Source organism: Streptosporangium sp. NPDC006013 (assembly GCF_040614275.1).
In the GTDB taxonomy this organism is placed as follows: Bacteria; Actinomycetota; Actinomycetes; order Streptosporangiales; family Streptosporangiaceae; genus Streptosporangium.
The window spans coordinates 16976-32246 of sequence record NZ_JBEXUE010000007.1 but is presented as its reverse complement, the minus strand read 5'-3'; the positions used below and the strand labels follow the sequence as shown (position 1 = coordinate 32246).

The window sequence follows — 15271 nt, the reverse complement described above, 5'->3', positions numbered from 1 at the left end:
CGGTGGTCCCGCCCCACCGGCTAGGGCGAAATGGTCAGATCGGACATTCGGCGGGTGGGTCAGAGCGCGGAGGTCAGGCGTTCCAGCGGCCCGCCCAGGCCGTAGCGCTCGCTCAGCACCGCCAGGGCGTCCGGGTCGCGGGGCTTGGTCGGGAGCGTGAGGTCGGTCTCGGGCAGGGGCGCGTCGCGGGCGACCCAGACCACCTCGGGGGCCACCCGCAGGTAGTCGCGGGCGGCCGACAGCCTGGCACGCTGGCCCGAGGTCAGGTCGCCGTCCCCGTCGACGGCGCGCAGCAGCGCCTCCAGTGAGCCGAACCGGGTGATCAGAGCCGCCGCGGTCTTGTCGCCCACCCCCGGCACGCCCGGCAGGCCGTCACTGGGGTCGCCGCGCAGGGTGGCGAAGTCGGCGTAGGAGCGGCCGGGGATGCCGTACTTCTCGGCGACGGCGGCCTCGTCGACCAGCTGGAGGTTCTTGACCCCTCTGGCGGTGTAGAGAACGCGGACCGGCCGGGAGTCGTCGACCAGTTGGAACAGGTCGCGATCGCCGGTGACGACGTCGACCTGGCCGCTCGCCCGTGCGGTGAGCGTGCCCATCACGTCGTCGGCCTCGTAGCCGGGCACGCCGATGCGGGCGATGCCCACCGCGTCGAGCACCTGCTCGATCACCGGCACCTGCGGGGCGAGCGTGTCCGGAGTCTCCTCGGCACCGTCCTCGGCGACCCTGTGGGTCTTGTACGTGGGGATGGCCGCCACCCGGAAGGCGGGGCGCCAGTCGGCGTCCATGCAGGCCACGAGCTCGTGGGGAGAGTGCCGGCGGACCAGCATGGCGATCATGTCGATGACGCCGCGCACCGCGTTGACGGGCATGCCCTCGGGTGAGGTCATCGACTCGGGAATCCCGTAGAAGGCGCGGTAGTACAGCGACGGGGTGTCAAGAAGCATCAGGCCGGGCATGGCGACCATTTAACCAATCAGCCGAGCACCCCGATGGCCAGAACGCAGGTGTCGTCCTCGGGATTGGGGCCGCCGATCACCTCGATGAGCTGATCGAGCCCGTCGTTCGGATCCCCCCTCAGCAGGGCCGCGGCCTCCATGGTCAGCGCCAGGCCCTCGTCGATGTCCCGGGTGCGCCGCTCCACCAGCCCGTCGGTGAAAAGCAGCAGCAGGTCGCCCTCCCGTAGCTCGACCCCGGCCAGCTCGTACGGCTCGTCGGGGGTGGCGCCCAGCAGCACCCCGGCGGGCGGGTCGAGCTGGGTGGCGGTTCCCTCGCGGACCAGGATCGGTGCCGGGTGCCCGGCCTGTCCCCAGGTGAACATCCTGGTGGCCGGGTCGAGGTGACCGACGATCGTGGTCGCCGTCGTCTCCGGCATCCGGTGCAGCACGAAGTCGTTGAGCCAGGCCAGCAACCGGTCGGGGGAGTGGCCGGTCATCGCGAGGCCGACCAGGGCGTGCCGCAGCTGGGCCATCTGGGAGATCGCGGGCATCCCGTGCCCGGCCACGTCGCCGATGGCCAGTAGCACCCTGTCGTCGGGCAGGGGAACGGCGTCGTACCAGTCGCCGCCGAGGCTGGGCTTGGCATCCGCCGCCACATAGCGGACCGCGATGCGCGCGTGCGGCAGGTCGATGGTCTCTCCAAGGCCGGGCATTATCGCCTCGCGTAGCGCGAGGCTCATGTGGTGTTCCTGCTCGGCCTGCTCGCGGACCCGCAGCAGCTTGCTCCGCGACTCGGCCATGATGCGCTCGGCGCGACGTCGGCAGGTGATGTCCTGGACGACACCGTGCACGGCGGCGTGACCGCCGGTCACGACGGGGTCGAGTACGGCGCGAAGGTGGCGGAGCTCGCCGCGGCGGCGGATGCGGAACTCGACCTCGCCGGGCTCGGCCCGGTGCATGACGGACCACAGACGCAGGTCGAGGTCGGGACGATCGGTCGCCTCGACGTGGCCGGCCAGATCGCGCAGGTGAATCGGGCCGTCGCCGGGATCTCGGCCGAATATGGTGTACACCTGATCGGACCAGGTGGACTCTCCGGTCTGAAGATTCCACTCGGTCCAGCCCATATCGCCCAGGCGTTCCGCGTGCGCCAGGCGGGTGTTGAGGAGTTGCCGCTCCACGGCCATGTGCCCGTCCGGTTCGTCTGGCAACCGCTGCGCCATCTCAGCGGCGATCGACGGAGCCGAACCGGTCACTTGGTCGTTTCGTGGGTGGAGGGGGGGCTGGTGGCCGCCCACTACGCCGACCATGTAGCTCGCTCTCGGAATGTATGGCTTTGCGGACATTTTGCCAACAAAATGTGATCGTACTTCAACGGATTGTAGTGGCGGGGCTGTCGTCGTACCTTCCTTTTCCTGAGTTTCGGTCCCGGGGCCGCTCCCGGATGCATCGCCGCTCCGCCCGGGATTAGATTGGTCGGTGTGACGACGGAGTCCTCTGATCTCTATCCCGTGACCCGCCTGGAGGCCGCCCGCGAGGCCGCCGCCACCGCCGGGCTCGACGCGCTGCTGCTCACGCCAGGCCCAGACCTGCGTTATGTGACCGGTTATGAGGCGCTGCCGCTGGAGCGGCTCACCTGCCTGGTGCTCCCGGTCGTGGGTGAGGCGTTCCTGATGGTGCCCCGCCTGGAGTTGCCCGCTGCCGAGCGTTCTCCGGCGTCCAGGCTCGGCGTGGAATTCGTCCCCTGGGACGAGACCGACGACCCGTACGCGGTCGTCGGCGGGCGTTTGGGTGCGGTTGGAAAGGTGGGCCTCGCCGACCGGATGTGGGCGATGCAGTCGCTGCGCCTGCGCGATGCGATCCCCGGAGCCGAGCAGGTGCTCGCCGGGACGGTCCTGCGCGGGCTGCGGATGCGCAAGAGCCCGGCCGAGGTGGCGGCGCTGCGCGAGGCGGGCGCCGCGATCGACGCCGTCCACGCCCAGGTGCCCGGCTTCCTGCGGGCCGGCAGGACCGAGCGGGAGATCGGCAGGGACATCGCCGAGGCGATCATCGCGGCTGGGCACTCCACCGTCGACTTCGTCATCGTCGGCTCCGGTCCCAACGGCGCCAGCCCGCACCACGAGCTGTCGGACCGGATCGTCAGGGAGCGCGAGCCGATCGTGGTCGACATCGGGGGTCAGATGCCCGGCGGCTACTGCTCGGACTCCACCCGCGTCTATGCCATCGGCGAGCCTCCGGCGGGCTTCCTGAAGTACTACGAGGTGCTCAGGCACGCCCAGCAGGCGGCCTGCGACGCCGTGCGTCCCGGGGTGCCGTGCGAGGCGATCGACGCCGCCGCGCGAGACGTGATCGCGGCCGAGGGGTACGGCGACTACTTCATCCACCGCACCGGCCACGGCATCGGCCTGGAGACCCACGAGGAGCCCTACATCGTCGCGGGCAATGCCGAGCCGCTGGCGCCCGGTTTCGCCTTCTCCGTCGAGCCGGGCATCTACCTGCCCGGGGCACACGGCGCCCGCATCGAGGACATTCTCATCTGCACGGAGGAGGGCGGCGAGCGGGTCAACCACCGCACTCGCGAGCTCGTGGTCGTCTGACGGGTGCCCCGCAGGCCCCTGTCCGGTCGCGCCCCGGGGGAGCCGTGGCCGTCCGGCGGGTGCCAGAATCGGGGTGGCCGGCGACCCCGGCCACCCACCTTCGTCGTCCGCGCCAGGACCTGGAGCACGCGGATGCGATCCCCTCCCCCCGAGCCCAGGGGCGGGGTCTCCACGTTGGAAGGATTCAGATGACCGTTGAGCGCGTTCTGCCGACCGGTGACGCCCACGACCTGCTGGACCTGGTCCGCGACCTGATCGGCAAGGAGGTCACCCCCCGGGCCGCGGCCGACGAGTCCGCCGGGCGCTTCCCCCGGGAGGTGTTCACCACGCTGGGCCGCGCGGGACTGCTCGGCCTGCCCTACCCCGAGGAGCATGGCGGGGCGGCACAGCCGTACGAGGTCTACCTGCAGGTGATCGAGGAGCTGGCGGCCGGCTGGCTGGCGGTGGGGCTCGGCCTGTCGGTTCACACCCTGTCGTGTTTCCCGGTGGCCGCCTACGGCACCGCCGAGCAGCGCGCCGCGCTGCTTCCCCGGATGCTGGGCGGTGAGTGGCTGGGCGCCTACTGCCTGTCGGAGCCGCAGTCGGGGTCCGACGCCGCCGCGCTGGCGACCCGGGCGGTTCCCGGCGAGGACGGTTACACGGTCGACGGGGTCAAGGCCTGGGTCACCCACGGCGGCGCCGCCGACTTCTACACGCTGATGGCCCGTACCTCGGCCGACGGCGCGCGCGGCATCTCCTGCTTCCACGTGCCCGCGGGGACGGAGGGGCTGTCGTTCGGCGCGCCCGAGCGGAAGATGGGCATGAGGTCGTCACCGACCGCCCAGGTCCGCTTCGACGGGGTGCGACTGGGGCCGGAGGCGCTGCTGGGCGCCGAGGGAGAGGGCTTCAGGATCGCCATGGCCGCGCTGGACGGCGGCAGGCTCGGTATCGCCGCCTGTGCCGTCGGCGTGGCGCAGGCCGCCTTCGAGGCCGCCACCGCGTACGCCGCCGAGCGCCGCCAGTTCGGCTCGCGGATCGTCGACTTCCAGGGCGTCGGCTTCATGCTCGCCGACATGGCCACCCAGATCGCCGCCGCCCGCGCCCTCTACCTGGACGTCGCCCGGCTGCGCGACGCGGGCCGGCCCTACGGCACGCGGGCGGCGATGGCGAAGCTCTTCGCCACTGACATGTGCATGAAGGTCACCACCGACGCGGTCCAGGTCCTCGGCGGCTACGGCTACGTGGAGGACTTCCCGGTCGAGCGTTACATGCGGGAGGCCAAGGTCCTGCAGATCGTCGAGGGCACCAACCAGGTCCAGCGCCTCGTCATCTCTCGCGCCCTCGCCAGGAGCGACCGGGCGTGACGTCCCGACCGGCCGGGCGGTGGGCTCAGGCCCGGGCGGAGGGGATCCCGGTCGTCACCCCGAGGCGCCGCCGGAGTTCTGGGGGCCGGTGTGGATGATGGCGGCCCACAGGTCCGGTCGGCCGGGGTATCGCTCGCGAAGGGCCAGGCTCGCGCCGTGGACGGCGTCGGCGACGCCGGCGCCGGGCGGGACGCCGGGATCCAGCCGGGCGTAGACGTGGTCGGCCGCCTGCGCGGCGACATCGTCCCTGATCCCCCACAGTGTGGCAATGACGTGCTCGTAGCCCGCGAGCTGGAAGGCCGACGCCAGGTGGATCGCCTCGTCGGCGATCCTGCCTGTCGGGGCGGCGGTGTGGCATGCCGAGAGGTAGGCGAGCTCCGCGTGGGGCAGGTCCTGCCGGGCGATGTCCAGAACACCGAGCCGGTCGTGCCCCAGGGCCAGGTGGCTCCTGGACGGCCGGTGCGGATCGGCGTAGGCGTGACCGGCGAAGTGCAGCCAGGCGTGATCGGGGAGCGCGGCCAGCAGCCGCTCGCGGGAGACCGCTCCCAACAGGACCGACCCGGGAATCCGGTGCGCGATCCGCTCGGCCTCCTTGACGGTGGCGGGCAGGTCGCTCATCCCCGGTGTGCGGTCGACGGCCACGACCAGGGGACGGCGCGGACGTGGAGGCGCCGGGGGCCGCCGGCGGGCGTGCTGCAGGGCTCGCAGCGTGGAGGTGTACGAGGACACGACGTGGTCGAGCACGCCCGGTTCCCCCGGCCGCCCCGCCGCGTGCAGCGGAAGGTACGAGAGAGCGGCGGTCGGGCACCAGCAGACACGGGGAGCGGGCCCGCCGGGCGCGGGAGGTCCGGTGAGGCCGAGGGCGTCGAGGACCGGCGCGGCGACCGCGTCCCACAGCCAGCTCAGCGTCTCCTCGGCGACGCGCATGTCCACGGTGCCCTTGACGGCCAGGTGGAATCGTATGGCGTGCTGGAACGACCTGTCGCGGTCCAGGAGGGGAAGGTGGACGGACTCGACGCCGTCTTTCCGCACGATCAGGGCGTCGCTGCGATAGGGACTCACATTGACGACCACCACGGGGTCCTCGCCCACGGTGGCGATCAGATCCTCGCCACGCGGGGGCACGAGAAGGCCCATCGCGTGAACCGCCCGCAGCGCCTCCTCCCACTCGGCCGCCAGGCGCCAGCGGTGCTCGGCGGTGAGGCCGCCGGCCATGGCGGTGCCGAGGACGGAAGGCTCCTGATCCAGCAGGCCGCGCAACCGCCGCACGCGGAGCGCCAGCTCCGGTGCGCGCTCCTCAAGCTCCCCCAGGTCGGAACGGGTTTCCAGGGACTGGGCGAACAGCAGGCCCCGGCCGTACTCCAGCAGCTCCAGTGCCCGGACCGGCTGCCCCTGATGGAGGGCGCACGCCGCGGCGTCCAGGCCGAAGTAGGCGTTGCCCCCGAGCACGCGTTCCTGCTCGGCCCTGGGCAGCCTGCGGGTGGTGGCCAGGGGAAGCAGCCGTACGGCTGCCGCGAACCCGTCCGCGCCCTCCTCCCAGCGCCCGTGGTCGGCCGCGGCCTGACCCCATTTCCAGCTCGCGCGGAGCCGGTCGGACAGATTCCCGGTGGGGGACCGCGCGACCTCTCGCAGCGTCCGCAGCGCCTCGTCGAGATCGGCGGCATCGCCGCTCCGGGTGAATCGCTCCGTCATGGCGTCGCCGACGCCGATGGGGTCGTCCGCCTCGCGCAGCAGGCGGATGGCTTCGGCCAGCTCGCCGGGATCGCCGGTCAGCTGTGCGCGCCGCAGGAGGGTCCGCCCGAGTTCCTTGAGCCCCGCCTGCCGCTGCGCGTCCCCCGGGGGAGCAGCGGCGGCCGCGGCCCGGCAGAGCTCGACGGCCTCGTCCAGCGCGGGCCGCTCACCCGTGTGGTCGAACCTGATCCTGAGCGCCCAGGCGAGTCCGGAAAGCAGCAGGGGAGTGTCCCGCATGGCGGGGCCGGTCTCGGCGACCGCCTGGCGCTTCCGTCTGACGCCCTCGTTCAGCCAGGTGGCGTCGCCGCTCGCCTGGAAGCGGAGGAGCTGGACCGTGCCGAGCAGGTCCAGGTGCAGGGCCCGGCCCGAGGCCCCGGGCGGAACGGCGTCGATGCTCTCCTCAAGCGCGTCGGCGGCCTCGGGGAAGGCGGACAGATCGCCGAGGTAGGCGGAACGGATGAGGATGACCTGCGCGTACGCGGGGAGAACCGTGTAACGGCCGGCCGACCGGAGGGGAAACATCTCCAATGCCTCGCGGGCGATCCGCATCGCCTCCTCGATGTCCTCCTCACTGCCTCGCCCGGCGAATCGCATCGTCAGCGACATGGCGAGCCGCGGCACGATGAAGGAGTGCTGCGGATCACCGGGGTTCAGGCCGCCGGACGCCGCGCGCAGCGCCACGACCGCCTCCTCCAGGGCCGTTTCGTCCCCGGTGCGGATGGCCAGGTTCCGCAGCGCGCTGCCGAGCGCGCTCCGGGCGATGACCAGGTCCTTCGACGGCTCGTCCCCGAGCAGTTCCACCGCCTCCCGCAGCGACGCGACCGACTCGGCCAGCGACGCGTCGTCACCGTGGCGCAGGTACACCTCCTCCAGAACGTTTCCAAGGGTCGTCAGGCAGGCCGCCCGGATCGGATCCTCGGCGCGGACACGCGCCACGGCCTCTCGCGCCGCGTGGACGGCGTCGTTCAGCGCAGGCCCGTCGGCGGTGAGGACGTAGAGGTTCCGCAGCGTCATGGCGAGATCTTTCAGGCACGCCACCCGCTCGGGAGCTTCGGGAGGGAGCAACGCGGCCGCCCGGCGCAGCAGCGTGGCCGCCTCCCGCAGCTCGGCCCCGTCCCCGGTTCTCAGCGAGGACTCGGACAGCACCCCGCCGTAGGTCTGGAACACGGCGGCCTCCGCGGGATCGCCCGGAGGGCAGGCCTCAAGGGCGAGCCGGCCCGCGTCGATCGCCTCCGCGATCACGGACGGGTCACCGCCGTGCAGGAAACGGTGATGGAGGACGGCGCAGAGACCCAGCGTGGAGCGGAGTCGTTCCCGGCTGCCGGGCGGGGCGCTCGCCCATGACCGCCGGAAGGCCGTGGCGGCCTCCTCCAGGAGCCGTAGGTCGCGGGAGACCTCGAAGTGGTTCGCCGCCGCGAAAGCCAGGGCGTTCAGATACTCGGGCGTCTCGGGGCTGTCGGCGGGGAGCAGGGTGACGGCCCGCCGGGCGGTCTCCACCGCCTCGTCGAGGGCGTCCTTCTCGCCCGCCGAGGCGAACCACTCCAGTGCGTACGAGGAGACTTCCCCCATCAGGGCCGGCAGCATCGGGTCGCCCTCGGGCGTCAGCGATTTCGCCACCATGAGGAGCAGCCGGCCCAGCGCGATCCTCTCGTCCTCGGTCGGCAGGAGGCGCAGCGAGCCGCCGTCCGGGTGAAGCACCCCGAGGAGCCGGTCACGATGGCCGGGGCGCCTCCGGCGCATGTGCTGGATGAACGGCAGGACCTGCTCCGGCACCGTGAGCCCGCAGAGATCGGAGAGGTCGAGGAGGACGAACATGGCCACGAAGTCCGGCGAGTCCATGGCGAGGTCCGCGGAGCCGCGGTCGCTCGCCCGGTATCTGACGCCGTACAGCATGCCGGTCGCGTAGAGGAGCACGGCGGTCTCCCGCGGCGGCAGTCCCTCGTGGTCGCGGAGCCAGGTGCCAGCCCTGTACAGCAGCTCCGCGGCGGCGGCACTCGCCCAGGGGCTCAGCACCTGATCCGGACGGCCGTCGTTGATGATGCCGCCAAGGCGCGTCAGGACGTCCTGGATGGTGATCTCCACACCGTCTCCTCTCCGATCTTCCAAGAGTGCGCGACGGCGGAAGATCGGCCAAGATTGACTTCGTGAGAGAGCAGAGTTCCCCCATGTCCCCCGGCGGGGATCCGGCCGAGCGGGGTGTGACCGAGATGCTGCTCGGAGCGCTCGCCGGGTCGGCCCTGCTGCCGTTCCTCCAGGCGGTCGCGACCAAGGCCGGAGAGGATCTGTACACGAGGATCCGGGATCTCCTCTCCGGTGAGAGCCGCGAACGCGCCAGGACCTCGATCGCCGAGGCCGGTCATGTCACGCTGGCCGACCGGGGCTCGAAAACGATCGTGCGACTGCCCGCCGACCTTCCCGCCGACGCCGCGGCGGCGCTCCGAGCCCTGAGGCTGCCCCCGGCGGAGCCGGGGTGGCGCGTCGTCTACTGGGACGGGGCGCACCGCGTGTGGGTCTGCCACGAGGTGGACGCCCCTCCCCGGGGTGCTCTGCGGGTCGACGAGATCACCGGGGACACCCCGCCCGAGCCGGAGCCTCCGGCACAACCCCGCTAGAGCCCGTACGCCTCCAGCAGCCGCAGCCAGATCTCGCTGACCGTGGGGAAGGACGGCACCGCGTGCCAGAGCCGGTCGAGGGGCACCTCGGCGGTGACGGCGATCGTCGCGGCGTGCAGCAGATCGCCCACGGCCGGGCCGACGAAGGTCACCCCCAGCAGGACGCGGCGCCGCTCGTCCACCACCGCCTTGGCCATGCCGCGGTAGCCGTCGCCCTGCAGGTAGGCCCCCGACACCCTGCCCAGGTCGTACTCGACCACGCGGACGTCGAACCCCTCGGTGCGGGCCTGTGCCTCGGTCCGGCCGACCGCGCACACCTGCGGGTCGGTGAAGATGACCTGCGGCGCGCCGTAGCCGTCCGCCACGTCGCGCATTCCCGGCAGGTCGTCGGGCTCGCCCTTGACCCGCGCCGCGATGACGTCGCCGCACAGCCGTGCCTGGTACTTGCCCATATGGGTGAGCAGGGCGCGGCCGTTGGCGTCGCCCACCGCGTACAGCCAGCCGCCGGGGACGCCGGTCGCGCGCATGCTGTCGTCGACCTCCACCGAGCGCCCGGCCTCCAGGCCGACACTCTCCAGGCCCAGGTCGCCGGTGGCGGGGCGCCTGCCGGTGGCCACCAGCAGCTCGTCCGCCTCGACGGGCGGGCCCTCGGACAGGTGGAGCGTGACCGGGCCCCCCGGCCCGGGCCGCTCGACCTTCGTCACCTGGACGCCCTCGCGCACCGTGATGCCCGCCCCGGTGAACGAGGCGGCCACCAGTTCCCCGGCGAACGGCTCCATCCTGCCGAGCAGTCCGCCGCGTGCCAGCACCGTCGTCTCTCTCGCGCCGAGTCCGTGCATGGCCTGGGCCATCTCGCAGGCCACCACGCCGCCGCCCAGCACGGCCAGCCGCTCGGGGACGCTTCTGGCCGCCGTCACCTCATGGCTGGTCCACGGCCTGGCCTCGGCCAGGCCGGGGATCGGCGGGATGACCGCACCGCTGCCGGTGGCCAGCACGACCGCGTGCCTGGCGGTCAGCGTGCGGACCGAGCCGTCCTGCGCGGTCACCGCGACCCGCCTCGGGCCGTCCAGCCGCCCGTGGCCGCGGACGAACTCCACGGGCACGCTCCTGATCCACTCGACCTGGCCGCTGTCGTCCAGGTGGGACACCGCCTCGTCGCGCCGGGCGAGCACGGCGGCGGTGTCGATCGGGCCCAGCGTCAGGCCCGGTACCCGGGCGACCTCGGCGGCCAGCTCCACCGGGCGCAGCAGTGCCTTGCTGGGGATGCACGCCCAGTAGGCGCACTCGCCGCCGGCCAGGTGCCTCTCGACGATCGCGGCGGTCAGCCCTCCCCTGACCGCGCGGTCGGCGACGTTCTCGCCCGCCGGGCCCGCGCCCACAACCACCACGTCGAACTCGTCAGACACGACTTACCTCCCAGGCAGAACCGGTCATGGGCCCGCGCCGCTCCCGTGGCGCGGGTCGTATCAGCTTCGCACCCTCCGGTCCGGGCCGGAGCCACGTGCGTGGCTCCGGCGAGGCGCGGGGCCTCGCCGTCTCGCCGTCTCGCCGCCTTGTCGTCGATCGCCGCGGCTCCCTCCTCCGCGTCGAGAGGCGCGGCCTGACCGGTGGTCCCCGCCAGGGCAAGAGCCGCGGGCCAGGGGCGCGGCACAGGGCCTGGCGAGGGGCGGGGCCTGGCGACGGGCGGGGCCGTCCCCCCGCGGGGTCGGGGCCGGTCGCTAGCGGCGGCGTCCGCGAGCCTTCAGGGCGGTCAGGGGAAGCTCGGGAGCGGGCAGCGGGGCGGCGCCGCCGGGCACCGTGCCGAACTCCTCGCCCTTCATCCACTCCTGCCGGAACCTGGCGATCTCCTCGTGGCTGCGGCCGACGAAGTTCCACCACATGACGATCCGCTCCTCGAACGGCTCGCCGCCGATGAGCAGCAGCCGGCCGGCATCCTCGGCCCCTATGGACAGCGCCGAACGCCCGCTGCCCAGGTAGAGCAGCGGCCCGGGGGACAGGTCCGTCTCGTCGACCCGCACGGTGCCGGACAGGGCCAGCGCGGCGTACTCGAAGCCGGGACGGAGCGGGACGGAGATCGCCGCGCCGGCCTCCAGCCTCACCTCGGCCCCGACCAGCGGGGTGTGGACCGTCGCCGGTGACGTGACGCCGCCCAGCTCGCCCATGATGACGGTCACCCTGGCGCCCGGCAGGGTCAGCTCGGGCAGCACCGGGTGGTGCTCGAAGGCCGGAGCCGTCTCGCGGGCGGCGGAGGGGAGCGCCACCCACAGCTGGACCCCGTGCAGGGCGGCCTCGGCGGCCGACTCCTCGGAGTGGGAGATGGCACGTCCCGCGGTCATCAGGTTGAGCCGGCCGGGTCTGATCAGTTGCTCGCTACCGAGGCTGTCGCGGTGCAGGATCTCGCCCTCCACGAGCCAGCTGACGGTCTGCAGCCCGGTGTGCGGGTGCGGGGGGACGCTCATCGTCGTCTTCTCCGGGCCGTAGTGGTCGACGAAGCACCAGGCGCCGACCATTCTGATGTCCCGGTTCGGCAGGGTTCTGGTGACCTTCATCGCCCGCGGGCCGCCCAGCACCACGTCCCTGCCGGCCAGCACTTCGGTCACCGGCTCCGCCACCACATCCGCGAGGCCGCCGCACGCCGACTCCCGCGGATCCGTTTCCAGGTTGCTCATTTCGCGACTGTACGTTCTGATCCGGCCGCCACGGGAACCGGGTCGCGGGATTGCCCGTGGGTTGGGACCGTGCCGTGACATCCGGGCGATGCGTGTGCTCTCCGGTGCCGTTACCGTTTACGGGATGGAGGAGATCGACCGCTGTATCGTCACGTTGCTGGCCAGGGATGGCCGGATGAGCTTCACCGATCTCGCCAGGGAGACCGGGTTGTCGGTGTCGGCGGTGCACCAGCGGGTGCGCAGGCTGGAGAAGCGCGGGGTGCTGCGGGGTTACGCGGCGCTGGTCGACTACGACGCCATCGGGCTGCCGCTCACCGCGTTCGTGTCCATCAAGCCGATCGATCCGGCCGCCGCGGACGACGCCCCGGAACGGCTGGCCCACCTGAGCGCCGTCGAGGCGTGCCACAGCGTGGCCGGGGACGAGAGCTACATCCTCAAGGTCCGGGTGGCCTCGCCGATCGCGCTCGAGGAACTGCTGAACCAGATCCGCACCGCCGCCAACGTCTCCACCCGCACCACGGTCGTGCTCAGCACGCCGTACGAGCACCGTCCCCCGGAGCCGGCCGGCACGGAGGCCGGTAAGCCCGACGAGCGCGCCTGAGCCCCGCAGGCGCAGGTTACTAAGTACCGATTTGCCGGGCATGGGGTAGTTAATCCAAGCTGAACGGGTGTCTGCTAGGAAGATCATTATTGACTGTGACCCGGGGATCGACGACGCCCTGGCGCTCGCCCTCGCTCACGGGAGCCCCGACCTGAAGGTTCTGGGGATCACCACGGTCGGCGGCAACGTCGACCTGGCCAGGACCACGGACAACGCGCTGCGGCTCCGCGAGTTCCTGGGGTTCGGCGACGTACCGGTCACCGCGGGCAGTGCGGGCGCCCTGCTGCGCGCCCGGGTGGACGCGGCCGACGTGCACGGCGGCTCCGGTCTCGGGGACGCGCTGCTGCCTCCGGCGACGCTCCCGCCGGCCGCCGGGCACGCCGTCGACTTCATCGTCGAGACGCTCAGGGCCGACCCGGGCGAGGTGACCCTGGTCGCCATCGGCCCGCTGACCAACGTGGCGCTCGCGGTGCTCAGGGAGCCGAGGATCGTCGACTGGGCGCGGGGGCTCACCATCCTCGGCGGGTCGTACACCCGGGGCAACTTCTCCCCGGCGGCCGAGTTCAACATCGCCGCCGATCCGGAGGCCGCCGCGATCGTCTTCGGCGCGGGCTGGACGGTGACCATGATCGGCCTTGACGTGAGCCGTGCCGCCATGACCACGGAGGCGGTGGCGGCCCGAATGGCGGCCATGGGCAGGCTCGGCACCGACCTGCTCATCCCGTGCGTACGGTTCTACGGCATGATCACCGCCGACGACGGGCCCGCGATTCACGACGCCTGCGCGGTCGCCCACCTGATCGACCCGTCGCTGATCACCCTGGAACCCGCGGTCGTCGACGTCGAGACGGCGGGCCGCTTCACCTCGGGGATGACCGTGACCGACTTCAACCTCCGGGGCCGCGCCCCCAACGCCCTGGTCGGCACCTCGCTTGACGTCGGCCGCTTCTGGGACCTTCTGCTGGCCGTCTACGCGCGGGTCGCGGAGTCGATCGAACGCCGGGAGAAGCGCGTCGGACTTTGACCGGAAGACCTCGGGCGGGGTGCCCGGTCCGGGGAGAGGCCGGACCGGGCCCCCGGGCTACGGCGACACGACGTCCACGAGCGGAGGTGGGGGCGCCGGTCACGTCGGCCGGTCGGTGCGTCAGACGCGCTGCCACAGGGCCGGTACGTTCGGCGGCTCCCATCCGGCGTAGGCCGTGTGCCCCTGAAGGCAGCGGTAGGTCACGCCGCCGTAGGTGACCTGGTCGCCGGCCCTGTAGTTCGTTCCGGCCCGCCACGTCCCGCCCGGCGGAGGGCTCGTGGTCGGCGTCGGGCTGGGCGACGGGGTGCCGACGATGTTGAGCACGAAGTCGAACGTCGCCTCCCTGCCGGAGCCGGCCGTGCGCACGGTCATGACCAGTGACGGGTCGAAGATCGTGTCGGTGTTGTTGCGCGGTTCGTTCGGGAAGTAGAGCTGGGTGGTGAGCACCGGCCGGTTCGGGGCCTGGACCTTGACGTGGATGTGCCGGGTGCGTCCGGGATACAGGCCCGGAACGATCGTGGTCAGCTTGAACGCGCCCTGGGCGTCGCTGAACTGGTGCCCGCGGAAGCCGAATCCGCTGTTGTCGTAGGCGCCGTTGGTGTCCGCCTGCCAGAAGTCCAGAAGCGCGTTGGCGATCGGCTGGCACGAGCGGCCGAACACGTAGCCGCTGACGGTCAGCGGGACGCCCGGTGTGCCGGGCCCGACCAGTGAGGTGCGCCGTGGCGAGTTGGGCTTGAAATAGGGGCCCTCGGTCTGGGCGATCGTCGGGTCGTCGCCGTCGTCGCAGAAGGGGGTGGGGTCGAGCAGCCCGTCCGTCCGCTGCGCGTCGCGGCCCAGCACGGGAGCCTGGCCGACCAGCAGCGGGATCGGGGCGATGAGAGCGGCCTTCAGCAGGGTCTTGCGGCTGATGCCCCCGCTCTCGCTGCCGGTATTCTGGTGGTGGGTGTTCTCGGCGTCCACAATGGCCTCCTTGGCCTCCGGGGGGACGTGCCTGGACGCGACCTGTCGAACGCGTGCGGCGCCGGGGCGGCCGGTCGAAACCGGCACCGTGCGACACCGCCGCGGGGAACCGGCGAGACCTGGCAGCCTGGACGTGCACAAGGCTGACATTGGACGTGAGACCGCAATACCCTTCATGTTTCTATAACTTTGCCATATGGCTACCGTGGTAATAATCACGCAGGTGAGGGCCGCCCGAATAAGGCTTTCGCCACGTCATACCAAATATTTATGACACGAATGGGATGACATGACCGGCGAAATTCCAACGGGGTGATTCACCTCGCGGATATCTCCGTTTCACCGCATGGGAACGGGGCGCCTCCGCGACGGCCGGGTCCTCCGCGTGAAGCCCGGGTGGCGACGGTTGTCTACAGCGTTCGACGCTGGGCAGGTACTTCCTGTGGACACTGGCGAAAGGAGCCGGCTGTGCCTGACAACGATGTACTGATCATCCGATTCCACCCGGTGGGGGGTGAGGACGTCTCCGTGACGAGCGGGGATTTCGACGGGGAGTCCGAGGCGGTGGAGGCGATCTCCCGTGCTCTGGACGAGCGGCGCAGCCTGGTGCTGACCCAGGTGAGATACGGCTTCGAGACCGAGATGATCGGCATGGTCGTCAACCTGGCCAACGTGGTGTCGGTGCGGGTGTCGAAGACGGACGGAGCCGAAGCCGGCCAGTACCTGTAACGGCTGGTCAGGGGAGAGGCGACCGCACCGCACGCGGGGACGATGAGCCTTCTCCCGGACGGCCCGGAGCGGA

The 15271-nt window shown here is 71.9% G+C and carries 12 protein-coding genes; 6 read left to right on the top strand and 6 right to left on the bottom strand.

Annotated elements, in window-relative coordinates:
• Nucleotides 1-59 precede the first annotated feature (59 nt).
• Together ABZ260_RS02345 and ABZ260_RS02340 are read right to left on the bottom strand one after the other, a co-directional pair.
• Nucleotides 60-953 (bottom strand): 5'-3' exonuclease, encoded by an 894-nt coding sequence (locus ABZ260_RS02345; RefSeq protein WP_355611858.1) that lies wholly within the window; start codon nt 951-953, stop codon nt 60-62.
• A gap of 17 nt (nt 954-970) precedes the next feature.
• Nucleotides 971-2143 (bottom strand): SpoIIE family protein phosphatase, encoded by a 1173-nt coding sequence (locus ABZ260_RS02340; protein WP_355611855.1) that lies wholly within the window; start codon nt 2141-2143, stop codon nt 971-973.
• Nucleotides 2144-2413: 270 nt separating this feature from the next.
• On the opposite strand from ABZ260_RS02340, the gene ABZ260_RS02335 reads away from it, so the two are divergent.
• Both ABZ260_RS02335 and ABZ260_RS02330 read left to right on the top strand, forming a co-directional pair.
• Entirely contained in the window at nt 2414-3529 is a 1116-nt protein-coding gene (locus tag ABZ260_RS02335) for a Xaa-Pro peptidase family protein (protein WP_355561371.1), read from the top strand.
• 188 nt (nt 3530-3717) lie between these two features.
• Nucleotides 3718-4872 (top strand): acyl-CoA dehydrogenase family protein, encoded by a 1155-nt coding sequence (locus ABZ260_RS02330; protein ID WP_355611852.1) that lies wholly within the window; start codon nt 3718-3720, stop codon nt 4870-4872.
• Between the two features lie 54 nt (nt 4873-4926).
• Here ABZ260_RS02330 and ABZ260_RS02325 read toward each other — a convergent pair whose 3' ends face one another.
• Complete coding sequence (locus ABZ260_RS02325; RefSeq protein WP_355611849.1) at nt 4927-8685, bottom strand: CHAT domain-containing protein; 3759 nt, start codon at nt 8683-8685, stop codon at nt 4927-4929.
• Nucleotides 8686-8747: 62 nt separating this feature from the next.
• Between ABZ260_RS02325 and ABZ260_RS02320 the strand changes: the two genes are divergently transcribed.
• Nucleotides 8748-9215, top strand: a complete 468-nt coding sequence (locus ABZ260_RS02320; RefSeq protein ID WP_355561380.1) for a hypothetical protein — start codon at nt 8748-8750, stop codon at nt 9213-9215.
• On the opposite strand, the gene ABZ260_RS02315 is transcribed toward ABZ260_RS02320, so the two are convergent.
• Together ABZ260_RS02315 and ABZ260_RS02310 are read right to left on the bottom strand one after the other, a co-directional pair.
• On the bottom strand, nt 9212-10621 hold the full coding sequence (locus ABZ260_RS02315) for an NAD(P)/FAD-dependent oxidoreductase (RefSeq protein ID WP_355611846.1): 1410 nt from the start codon (nt 10619-10621) through the stop codon (nt 9212-9214). The genes ABZ260_RS02320 and ABZ260_RS02315 overlap by 4 nt on opposite strands.
• A 312-nt stretch (nt 10622-10933) precedes the next feature.
• Nucleotides 10934-11884, bottom strand: a complete 951-nt coding sequence (locus ABZ260_RS02310; protein WP_355611843.1) for a pirin family protein — start codon at nt 11882-11884, stop codon at nt 10934-10936.
• Nucleotides 11885-12008: 124 nt separating this feature from the next.
• Here ABZ260_RS02310 and ABZ260_RS02305 point away from each other — a divergent pair, with 124 nt between their 5' ends.
• Together ABZ260_RS02305 and ABZ260_RS02300 are read left to right on the top strand one after the other, a co-directional pair.
• Entirely contained in the window at nt 12009-12485 is a 477-nt protein-coding gene (locus ABZ260_RS02305; RefSeq protein WP_350919324.1) for an Lrp/AsnC family transcriptional regulator, read from the top strand.
• Between the two features lie 67 nt (nt 12486-12552).
• Nucleotides 12553-13509 carry a nucleoside hydrolase gene (locus ABZ260_RS02300; protein WP_355567030.1) on the top strand — a complete coding sequence of 319 codons (957 nt, stop codon included), beginning with the start codon at nt 12553-12555 and terminating at the stop codon, nt 13507-13509.
• A 120-nt stretch (nt 13510-13629) separates the two neighbouring features.
• Here ABZ260_RS02300 and ABZ260_RS02295 read toward each other — a convergent pair whose 3' ends face one another.
• Entirely contained in the window at nt 13630-14469 is an 840-nt protein-coding gene (locus ABZ260_RS02295) for a carbohydrate-binding protein (protein WP_355611840.1), read from the bottom strand.
• A gap of 468 nt (nt 14470-14937) precedes the next feature.
• Here ABZ260_RS02295 and ABZ260_RS02290 point away from each other — a divergent pair, with 468 nt between their 5' ends.
• The gene (locus ABZ260_RS02290) at nt 14938-15198 is read left to right on the top strand and encodes a hypothetical protein (protein ID WP_350919333.1); all 261 of its coding nucleotides are present in this window, start codon (nt 14938-14940) and stop codon (nt 15196-15198) included.
• Nucleotides 15199-15271 lie beyond the last annotated feature (73 nt).

Coding starts and splice junctions, on each gene's coding strand:
- ABZ260_RS02305 (WP_350919324.1), top strand. CDS start 12,009: ATGGAGGAGATCGACCGCTGTATCGTCACGTTGCTGGCCAGGGATGGC.
- ABZ260_RS02330 (WP_355611852.1), top strand. CDS start 3,718: ATGACCGTTGAGCGCGTTCTGCCGACCGGTGACGCCCACGACCTGCTG.
- ABZ260_RS02345 (WP_355611858.1), bottom strand. CDS start 953: ATGCCCGGCCTGATGCTTCTTGACACCCCGTCGCTGTACTACCGCGCC.
- ABZ260_RS02310 (WP_355611843.1), bottom strand. CDS start 11,884: ATGAGCAACCTGGAAACGGATCCGCGGGAGTCGGCGTGCGGCGGCCTC.